Genomic DNA, 7823 nt, shown 5'->3' with positions numbered 1-7823 from the left:
GTGGCCTTCATCAAGGAACACATGAGAAAAAGGATAGAGACCTCGATAAGCCAGATCTGCGCATTGATGCCGAGGCATATAAACGCAGTGACCCCGGACGGGTTCATCATCAAACTGATACTGTTCGTGATGGCGTTTCAGTTTGAAAAAACAGTACTATAATAGGAAACTCGAGTTAATTATAATGTTTTCAAATAATTAATAAACTACCTCGGGGCAAGCCCACGAGGCATTCGCAGGAAACAAATTTTTAATTTCGAGGCAAGCCTCGGAGTATTAAACCCTTTGGCGGTGCCAATAAAATTTAAACTTTTGAAAATCAAATACATTAGTAGTAATTTTTAGTTAATTAGAGACCCACGGAAAGAGTTCATTCGATAATTTTTGTGGGTCTTTTTTATCCCTTAGACCCTACATTTCTCTTTTTCTGGAAATTTTCGCTTATGTAACCATAGTTACTGTAGATAACCAATACACATGTTACCTTTACTGCACTATGGTAAAAGGCCGTAGTAACAACATCAATCGGTATTTAGGGATAGGTATTGATCGGATTGTTTTTAATTGGTTGGTTGTTTAAAGGAGACAGGCCAAAAAGCCTGTCTCCTTTTATAAGTACTCACTTTAAAATTCTAAAAACATGTCATTTCTAAGCGCACTATTTGGTTCCAAAAATACTACCGAAACAGGAAACATCGTCATTTTGGACAAAACCGACTATGCAACGGCCATTAGCGGCCCTAAAGTACAATTGGTGGATGTAAGAACACCCTCGGAATACAATGGAGGCCATATCAAAAAAGCCATAAATATTGATTTTTTCAATGTCGTAAACTTCAAAGCGGCCTTTGAAAAATTGGATAAGACCCGTCCTGTGTATGTGTATTGCCGATCTGGGGCAAGAAGCCAAAAAGCGGCCCGCAAACTTGTAGCCATGGGTTTTAACGAAATATATGACTTACGGGGAGGTTATAATGCCTGGAATTAACCGGACCATAAAATCGATATATTTATGAAAACAACACTCATAGTACAGAACCTTAAATGTGGGGGCTGCGCAAAAACGATCGTTAACAAAGTGTCGGAATTGGAAAATATATCGGACGTAGCCGTAGATGTTGAAAACTCTTCGGTTTCCTTTGCATATCAGGATTTGGAGGATGCCCTTAAAGTTAAGGAGAAACTTCAAAAAATAGGGTACCCATCCGTAGATATGGAAAACACTACAACGGCCAAGTTAATTTCCTATTTGAGCTGTGCCACCGGTAAAATGAAATAGCACTTTATAATGGTATTATGATGCCGATATTTCAATTGGAATGACGATTGACCCATATCAACATAAGGAAGTATTTAGTCTTCACACAAAAACCGATGGCGCTGGTACAAGCCGATTTAATGCAAAAAATCAAACCGATGAAAAATATCCTATTGATAATCCCGCTTATATTTTTAGCAAGCTGCAAAAATTCAGGGGAAACTGCAAAATCGATTTCCGAGGTAGCAATAGAAAAACCAACTTTTAACCAACAAGATGCTTCAAAGGGTAAGGAACTCTTGGAAGCAAAATGTTATGTCTGTCATGGTCCCGATGCCAACGAGAATGCCCGCATCGCCCCTCCCATGGTGGCCATTAAGGCAAGATACCTTATGGACAACCCCAACAAGGAGGAGTTCGCCAATGCTATATGGAAGTTTGTTGAAAAACCTAGCCTTGAGAAAGGTAAAATGAAAGGGGCCCTAAAAAGGTTTGGGGTTATGCCCTATCAACCTTATAAGGAAGAAGATATACGTCTCATATCGGATTACATGTTTGAATTTAAAATAGAAGAGCCGGAGTGGTTCAAAGAACATTGGGAGAAAGGCCACGGCGGAAAGGGTGATTATCAACAACAAGGTAAGGTCTTCCATAATAACGCCGAACCTGCTCAAAAATCCATAAAACAAGTAGGATTGGAAATGGCCCAAAGTACCCAAAAGGTATTGGGTAAGAATTTAATGGGCTCAATGCAAAAAGAAGGTCCGGTTGCGGCCCTAAAATTTTGCAATGAAAGGGCCTACCCGTTGACGGATAGCATGGCAACCGTACATCGGGCCAAAATTAAAAGGGTATCAGACAAGGCCCGAAATCCCCTAAATAAGGCAAATGCCCAAGAAATGGAACAAATCGCCTATTTCAAGGAAAAAATCGGTGCAAAAGAGGACTACGAACCTGTAGTGATCGAGAACGGAGACAAAACGCATTTCTACTACCCTATCGTTACCAACGACATGTGCTTAAAATGTCACGGAAAACCAGGCGAGGATATTGCTAGTGAAGTAGTTTCTATCCTAAGGGAACGCTATCCAAGTGATGCCGCAACCGGCTATTCCACCAATGAAGTACGGGGCATATGGAGCATCGTTTTGGAAAATACCAATAATTAGGGTTTTCTGAATTAAACCCAACCCAGACTGTAGGGGTCAAAAACCCTTTATTTCCAAAAAAATCTAATCCTTATTTAAAGGTTTATTCCGAAACTGGGGAACATCTTGCTTTTGCGTCATTATGGAAAACCTGGAACAAGCCAAAAGCCACCTTTTTACGACGGTTTCCTTTTGGAATTGGATTTTTGGCTATAAATCCCAGAGATTTTCCCTTTCTCTAGGAACTCCATAAAACCACCCAACTACCTTCGCACCGCCCCTAAAACTTAGTTCCCTGACAAACAACACCGTTCACGACAAAACTCAGCAGCATCCGCAATTTTTAAAAATTAGCTTGGTTCAGAACCAAAATGGGTACATCGGCATGGTTCACAACTCCCTTGGTTTCCGATTTTCTAAAAAGGTCTAGCAGTTTGTTGTGCTTTTTGGCCACGAGGCACAGAAGATCTGCCCTGCGGCTCTTTGTGAACAAACGGGCACCCGTGGCGACACCAACGCCATCCAGCTCAAAAAAATCATTGCTCTCCGCTTTCAAGAGTGTTTGAAGATAGGTTTTTCCAGTAACCTGGGAACTATTCAACCCTTTTTGCCGCTCATCCAAGTACAACACAGAAATACGGGCATTATGGTCGCTCCTAAGGTCCAAGAGGGGCCTTAATCCCTTTTCGGAATAGTCCATTTCATAGTCGGTAGCAAAGACCATTTCACCAATGCCTTGGAATGTATAATTCTCCGGCACGGCAAGCACGGGTATAAGCAGCTTTCCCAAAAGACTACCGGTATTGCTCCCTAGGGCCACTTCTTTTAGGCCGGAAGCGCCTTTGGTACCTATAATCACATTATGGATATCTTTTTCGGCAATAACCCTTTGTATGGCTTCCAAAAAAGAGCCCCGCAGGGAAAGTGGTACAAAGGTGTGTTCCTCTGCAGTTCCTTGTGCTTCAAGGTCGGCCATGGTTCCATTTAAACCTTCTTGGGATTGTTCCAAAAGGGACTTATTGATGGTCTCTGCCATTCTTTTGGTACCTATACCGGTAGTACTGTAGGGGACGGCGCCATCCATGACGTTTACCAAATAAAATGTTGTGGTGTTCCCCTTAAATAGCGCTTGGGCGTAGGCAATGGCCTTTTGGGCATTGGGTGAAAAATCGGTAGGTAAAATAACATTTCTCATAGTAGAACATTTTATTAAGACTCAAACTAACAAACTTGATACACTTAAAAAATGACAATTATCACATTGCACCCAAATAAGGGATAATAAGAACAGTCATTCCTTTTACGTTTGCAAAAACAAAGCATCGCTCTTATAAAATGAACCTGAATTAGCGTATCCAGACAAAAGGAAATACAAAATAAGATGATTGCCCAAGGGCCAGATAGCCCTAAACTTTAGGATAATGGCTTCTAAAAAGCGCATTCCTTGATGCGCCGGGAACTATCCAGACCGATGTACGGAAACATAATTCAATAGCCTGCCTGAAAATAGAAAGAAAAAGAATTTCGTTTTTGCATAGCCAACTATTGCATCTTTGACCCCCAGTATCTATTTTTAAAATAAAAAAGTTGCACCACTCAATATCAAACGTTAGATCATTTTTCAGTTTGGGGCCAACCTGAACGGTGATTATACCCTTGCAGATATTCAGTCGCTCAGCTATACCCGATATAAGGCAAGCGTTATCTATGACACAAAGTCCAACGATAGAAAAATGTGGGGTATCGGCACCACCCGAACCTATTTGGGCGGTGCATTAAATTATTTGCCGGTCAATTATTTGATGTATACCTCGGAAAATAAAAAATGGGGATTGGAAATGGTAATTCCTGCCCGATTTCAATACCGAAGAAATATAAATGAAAAGAACCTATCACTGTTGGGATGGGAAGTAGAGGGAAATACCTATTGCATCAATAATGATGGTAATCCATACGGCCTACCCTACAATGATATGGAGCTCAGAAGGGCAGAACTTAGGGTGAGGGCCACTTGGGAACACGCCTTTACCCCGCAAATCTGGCTTTCAGCCCAAGCGGGATTCCGGTACAATTGGTCCTTTGATGTAGACCGTGGCGATTTTTACCGGCCCTTTGGGGACGATACCCCTTTCTTGGCCAAAACCAACTTGGGCAACCCGGCCTATTTCAATCTATAGATCAATTGGGTAAGTCCATAAACATTTGGAAATCTACTCCATCTTCCTTGCCCTTCGGAAACCATACGTCAATTGACCCCAGAAGTCTTTGGGCAGTGATTCTTCCCCTGGAAAACCCAGTTCCACATTTCCACTTTCCTCCGGAATATAATGGGTCCTAAAAATATAATCCCACAGACTTAAACTGATTCCGAAATTGACCCCATATCGCTTATCCGATGGAAGGTTGTAAGCGTGGTGGTACAGATGCATTACCGGATTGTTCAAAAGATATTTCAAAGGTCCCCAGGTAATCTTGATATTTGAGTGGTTCAAGTGCCCGATAGCTATAGCAAAAAAATGGACGATATACGCTTGTTCCGGCTCAAAACCGCCCAAGATCATCACCCCAAAAGTCTTTAAAGGTTTGTATAGGATGTTTTCCATCCAATGGTAGCGCAAATGTGCGGCGAACCCCATTTCCTTAACACTGTGATGTACCTTATGGAAATTCCAAAGCACCTCAAACCGGTGTAAAAGAATATGTGTAAACCACTGGACAAAATCCAAAATCAAGAAGAAAACCAATAATTGGGCCCAAGAGGGCCACCCCGTAAAATCAATCAAGGCCAAACTTTTGGTCGTAATGCCCATATCCTCAAAAAACAATTGAAGTACTTTATAAACACCGCTGACAACAATCGCAAAAAGGAAAAAGTTGAAAAACATATAAAAGGCATCCAACCAAAAGTCCTTCCTGAAGATACCTTGTTCCTTACGCCATGGAAAGGCAATTTCCATAGCCCAAACTACCAAGGATATCAGGATAAGACCCCAAAAAAAGTTCGTATACCAAGGCACCTCAAATAGTATGGATTTCCAAGTCCAGTTTAGGGTGCCTAGGAAAGAATTGTAAAAAGCCTTTAAATATTCCATCGCCTCTGTTTACATTTTCAAAGATAGTTCCTTGCAACATAAGGTTTGGTAACTTTAGTTACAGAACTATAGTGACAATATCACTATATTGTGGTTCACTTTGGCACATAACTTATTAACAACCAAAATGTAACGTAAGAAGCGGCAACTTACATAATTTATTGCCCTAAAGTAATAGTAATAACCAATTAATCTTTTTATCATGAAAAAAAATATGGGTAGTGCGGATAAAACCATCCGAATCATAATCGCATTGGCAGTTTTTGCCTTGTATTACTTCAATGTCATTGGAGGAACTTTGGCCTATGTATTGATGGCCTTGGCCGCCATTTTTCTATTGACCAGTTTTATTAGTTTTTGCCCACTGTATACACTCTTCGGAATCAATACCTGCAAAACAAAGTAATTCCCAATATCAACAATGGATTTTAGGCCGGTTCCTTTGGAAGGAATCGGCTTTTTTTATGATCAATATCATATTAATTCATGGTTCTGTAACCAATGTTACACAATTCATAAAAATTACCCTATATATTTAACAAGTTGAATAAAAAATATTAAAAATGAGCTCACATTATCAAATACTTGTTATTGGAGGGGGAACGGCCGGAATCATGGTGGCATCGCAATTGATAAAGCAAAAAAACTCAGGGATGTTGCGGTCATTGAACCATCGGACACTCATTATTACCAGCCGGCATGGACCTTGGTAGGTGCAGGTACCTATGATTTCGATAAAACCGCCCGACCCATGTCGTCCGTTATGCCCAAGGAAGCCACATGGATCAAGGACAAGGCGACCGGGTTCGATCCTGAAAATAACATAGTACATACGGCCACCCAAGGGAATATATCCTACGACTATTTGGTTGTGGTTCCAGGACTGGCCTACGATTATAGCTTGGTTCCAGGTCTAGGAGAGGCCATGGACAAAGGTGTGGTGTGCAGTAATTATACGGATCCTAAACACACTTGGAACGTAATCAAAAACTTTAAGGGAGGAACTGCCCTGTTTACCCAGCCCACTACCCCAATCAAATGCGGTGGGGCTCCACAAAAAATAATGTATCTGGCGGAAAGCCATTTTAGAAAGAGTGGTGTAAGGGACAAAACCGATGTCGTTTTTGCAACCAGTGGAACTGTCATATTTGGGGTTAAGGAAGTGGCCAAAACGTTAATGGAAGTTGTAGATAGAAAGGATATCAATTTGCGGTTTTACCATAAATTGGTGGCCGTGGATGCGGACAAAAAAATCGCCTGGTACGAACTTGGAAAGGATATCACTGCAGGCGGTTGTGTGGTGATGGCCGGTGAGGACGATGACAGGCTTTTGGACGATTCCTTCCAATACAACTACAAGGACGTGAAGGTAACCGTAGACGGAAACCGATATGGTATCCATTACGATATGCTGCATACCGCTCCCCCTTCCGTTGCTCCTGAATTTGTCAAAAATTCCGTTTTGGTTAACGACGCCGGATGGTTGGATGTGGACCACAAAACCATGCAGCATAACAAGTATCCCAATATCTTTGGATTGGGTGATGTAGCGGCCTTGCCTACGGCAAAAACCGGTGCTGCCATTCGTAAACAGGTTCCCATCGTTGTGGATAACATTGACACATTGATCAAAACACAGTCCATGGGAAAAAAAGCCTATAACGGGTATTCTTCCTGTCCCTTGGTCACCGATTATGGAAAAATGGTCTTGGCAGAATTCGATTATAAGAATAATTTTACCCCCGATCCAAAATTGAAACAGATGTTGGTTTTTGATTCCTCCAAAGAGCATTGGAGACTATGGATGCTTAAAAAATACGGACTCCCTTATTTGTACTGGAACAAGATGATGAAAGGCCAAGACGTTTAAAAAAACTGAATTTTAACTAACTCAAATTAATTCCTTAGGCAAAACGCCTAGGGAATTTTTTCTTTATATAGAGCAATATAAAATTGCTAAAAAATTCATAAATAAGCTGTTATGCAACTCTAGTCACAGTATTCCTCCCTCAAATTCAAGAATTTCATGAAATAAAAAAAATGTCATGAAAGGTTTTAGAAAGAACTGCTTATCAGGTTTAGTGAGTGTTGTCCTGTTATTATTGGCAACCTCTTGCGATAAAGAAGAAAACAATAACTTAATTGACTTAGGCATTTAACCACTAATATTTTTGATATAGCATGGCGGGGTATTTACCATCCTGAGCATCAGGTTGTCGAATATGCCCTCCTTCATGAAGCTGCGGTTGAACCTGTAGCAATATTCGTCGAGATAGTCCTGTAGGTCCCCCACGTGGTGGTGCATCCCCCTAAGCCATGCCTTGA

7 protein-coding genes and 2 pseudogenes are annotated in these 7823 nt (G+C 41.1%); 6 read left to right on the top strand and 3 right to left on the bottom strand.

The window, feature by feature from the left end:
- Positions 1–640: 640 nt before the first annotated feature.
- The 3 genes from BFP75_RS07165 to BFP75_RS07155 all read left to right on the top strand — a co-directional run bounded on the left by BFP75_RS07165 (position 641) and on the right by BFP75_RS07155 (position 2427).
- On the top strand, positions 641–988 hold the full coding sequence (locus BFP75_RS07165) for a rhodanese-like domain-containing protein (RefSeq protein WP_099544563.1): 348 nt from the start codon (positions 641–643) through the stop codon (positions 986–988).
- 24 nt (positions 989–1012) lie between these two features.
- Positions 1013–1279 (top strand): heavy-metal-associated domain-containing protein, encoded by a 267-nt coding sequence (locus tag BFP75_RS07160; RefSeq protein ID WP_099544562.1) that lies wholly within the window; start codon positions 1013–1015, stop codon positions 1277–1279.
- 137 nt (positions 1280–1416) lie between these two features.
- Complete coding sequence (locus BFP75_RS07155) at positions 1417–2427, top strand: DUF3365 domain-containing protein (protein ID WP_099544565.1); 1011 nt, start codon at positions 1417–1419, stop codon at positions 2425–2427.
- A gap of 322 nt (positions 2428–2749) precedes the next feature.
- Here the strand turns inward: BFP75_RS07155 and BFP75_RS07150 are convergent, their stop codons facing one another.
- A complete protein-coding gene (locus BFP75_RS07150) occupies positions 2750–3601 on the bottom strand; it encodes a universal stress protein (RefSeq protein WP_099544561.1) in 852 nt (283 codons plus the stop codon).
- 418 nt (positions 3602–4019) lie between these two features.
- On the opposite strand from BFP75_RS07150, the gene BFP75_RS07145 reads away from it, so the two are divergent.
- Positions 4020–4583: a DUF6850 family outer membrane beta-barrel protein gene (locus BFP75_RS07145; RefSeq protein WP_410504078.1), complete on the top strand. Its 564-nt coding sequence runs from the start codon at positions 4020–4022 to the stop codon at positions 4581–4583.
- Between the two features lie 33 nt (positions 4584–4616).
- Here BFP75_RS07145 and BFP75_RS07140 read toward each other — a convergent pair whose 3' ends face one another.
- Positions 4617–5498, bottom strand: a complete 882-nt coding sequence (locus BFP75_RS07140) for a sterol desaturase family protein (protein WP_099544559.1) — start codon at positions 5496–5498, stop codon at positions 4617–4619.
- Positions 5499–5700: 202 nt separating this feature from the next.
- Here BFP75_RS07140 and BFP75_RS07135 point away from each other — a divergent pair, with 202 nt between their 5' ends.
- Together BFP75_RS07135 and BFP75_RS07125 are read left to right on the top strand one after the other, a co-directional pair.
- Entirely contained in the window at positions 5701–5904 is a 204-nt protein-coding gene (locus BFP75_RS07135) for a DUF2892 domain-containing protein (RefSeq protein ID WP_099544558.1), read from the top strand.
- A 157-nt stretch (positions 5905–6061) separates the two neighbouring features.
- A pseudogene (locus tag BFP75_RS07125) lies at positions 6062–7368 on the top strand (FAD/NAD(P)-binding oxidoreductase).
- Between the two features lie 285 nt (positions 7369–7653).
- Here the strand turns inward: BFP75_RS07125 and BFP75_RS07120 are convergent.
- Positions 7654–7823, bottom strand: a pseudogene (locus tag BFP75_RS07120) (IS1595 family transposase); the annotation flags it as partial.

The organism is Maribacter sp. 4G9 (genome assembly GCF_002742265.1).
In the GTDB taxonomy this organism is placed as follows: Bacteria; Bacteroidota; Bacteroidia; order Flavobacteriales; family Flavobacteriaceae; genus Maribacter.
Note: the sequence above shows the minus strand (reverse complement) of the source record. Positions and strands in the feature narration are given on the sequence as shown.